Genomic DNA, 1,674 nt, shown 5'->3' on the forward strand with positions numbered 1-1,674 from the left:
GCTCACGGCCTCGGCCGGGTCGAGCCCTGCACCGCGCGCCCAGGCCGCGACCCCGGCGGCCCGTTCGGCCGAACCGTCCTGCAGCCCGTGGTCGACGCTCACGAGCCCGGCCCGCAGCCCCTGGCGCGGGGCGCAGAAGGCGACGGTGTCGGCGAGCGCGAGCGAGTCGGGCCCGCCCGAGCAGGCGACGAGGACGAGCGATCCGGCCGGGAGGTCGGCGAGGCCGTCCCTGACGGCGGCGCGCAGGCGCGCCACCGCGGGCGGCAGTCTCGCCACCGGAGCTACCCGCGGGCCCCGAGGACCCGCGCGGTCCACAGTTCGGGGCGGTCGATCTCGGCCTCGGTCGGCAGGTTCGCGGGCCGCTCCCAGACGCGGTTGAACCCGGTGACGCCGTGGCCGTTCACGACGTGGTCGACGAAGCGCCGCCCGGCCGCGTACTGCCGCATCTTGGCGTCGAGGCCGAGGAGCTGGCGCAGGAACTTCTGGAGCGTGGTGGGGTTGGCGCGGCGGCGGTCGAAGCGGCGGCGCAGGAGCTGGACGTGGTTGATGGAGGTGCGCCCGACGCCGTCCATGACTGCCTCGGCGTGGCCCTCCAGCAGCGTCATGAGCGCCTGGATCTCCGAGATCGCCTGGCGCTGCTCGGGACTGGTCACCGCGGTCATGACGTCGCCGCCGGGTTCGGGCGGGTCCTCCTCGCGGGCGGAGGCGAGCGCGCGGCGCACGGCGAGGGCGAGCCCGGCGGCGGAGGACCGGTCGGGTTCGGCGGCGTCGAAGAACGTCTGGATGAGCCCGTGGAAGTGGCCCCGCATCCACGGCACGGCCGTGAACTGGGTGAGGTGCGCGGCCTCGTGGACGGCGATCCACAGCCGGAATTCGCGCGAGGGCAGGCGCAGGCGCCGTTCGACCTCGACGATGTTGGGCGCCACGAACAGCAGCCGCCCGGTGTCGGTGGAGAACGTCTCGAACTGGCCGAGGACCCGCGAGGACAGGAACGCGAGGACGGCCCCGGCCTGGACGCCGGTGAGCTTCGCGGCCGCGCTCGGGGCGGCGTCGCCGACCGTCTCGGCGCCGAGTCCGGTGAGGAGGCGCCGGAACCCGGCGATGTTGATCTGGCTCCAGCGGACCCGGTCGACGACCTCGGCCCCCGCGAAGGTCTCGGGTACCAGCCCGGTGTAGTCGGTGACGAGGTCGATCGCGTTGCGCGCGTGGCGGTGCAGGTCGGCGACGACGTCGAGGGCGCCTTCGCGGCTCATCGTCGGTCCGCCCTTGCTGAACGCCCGCGAGCAGGACGCGGCGGTCCGCCAGTCGACTGACGGCAGCATCGGGTTTCCTGCGGGCGGCGCCATCGCTCCAGCCTAGCCAGCGCGCAGTCGTCTCGCCACCATCCCGCGCAAGCGGGTCCGAACCGGACCGTACCGGACGGGCCTCCCGGGGCCCGGTGCTCACGAATTCAAATATCGAACGTCTTGAAAGTTTCGGACCCGGGATGTTACGTTCTTGTCAAGCTCGCAACATCTTGCAGGATTGCGGGCAGGAATTGCACAGGGAGCAACGATGCCTCACTCCATTGCCAGGCGGACGCTCGCCGCCTCCGGCGGGACCGCCCTCGCGGCGGCCGCCGTCCTCGCGGCCGCCTACCCGCACCCCGCCCCCGACGCCCCCGCACTCGACGCC

2 protein-coding genes are annotated in these 1,674 nt (G+C 73.5%); both read right to left on the reverse strand.

Features of this window, described 5'->3' with window-relative positions; all coding sequences use genetic code 11:
* Positions 1-276: ATP-binding protein (locus DI269_RS13080; RefSeq protein ID WP_332871943.1), on the reverse strand; the 276-nt coding region annotated here is incomplete at its 3' end.
* 5 nt (positions 277-281) lie between these two features.
* Positions 282-1,322: a zinc-dependent metalloprotease gene (locus DI269_RS13085; protein ID WP_112136573.1), complete on the reverse strand. Its 1,041-nt coding sequence runs from the start codon at positions 1,320-1,322 to the stop codon at positions 282-284.
* Positions 1,323-1,674 lie beyond the last annotated feature (352 nt).

It is taken from the genome of Glycomyces dulcitolivorans, from assembly GCF_003265355.1.
GTDB classification, from domain to species: Bacteria; Actinomycetota; Actinomycetes; order Mycobacteriales; family Micromonosporaceae; genus Glycomyces; species Glycomyces dulcitolivorans.

Bases quoted from the DNA above. Each gene is read 5' to 3' on its own strand.
- DI269_RS13085 (WP_112136573.1), bottom strand. From the start codon at position 1,322: ATGCTGCCGTCAGTCGACTGGCGGACCGCCGCGTCCTGCTCGCGGGCG.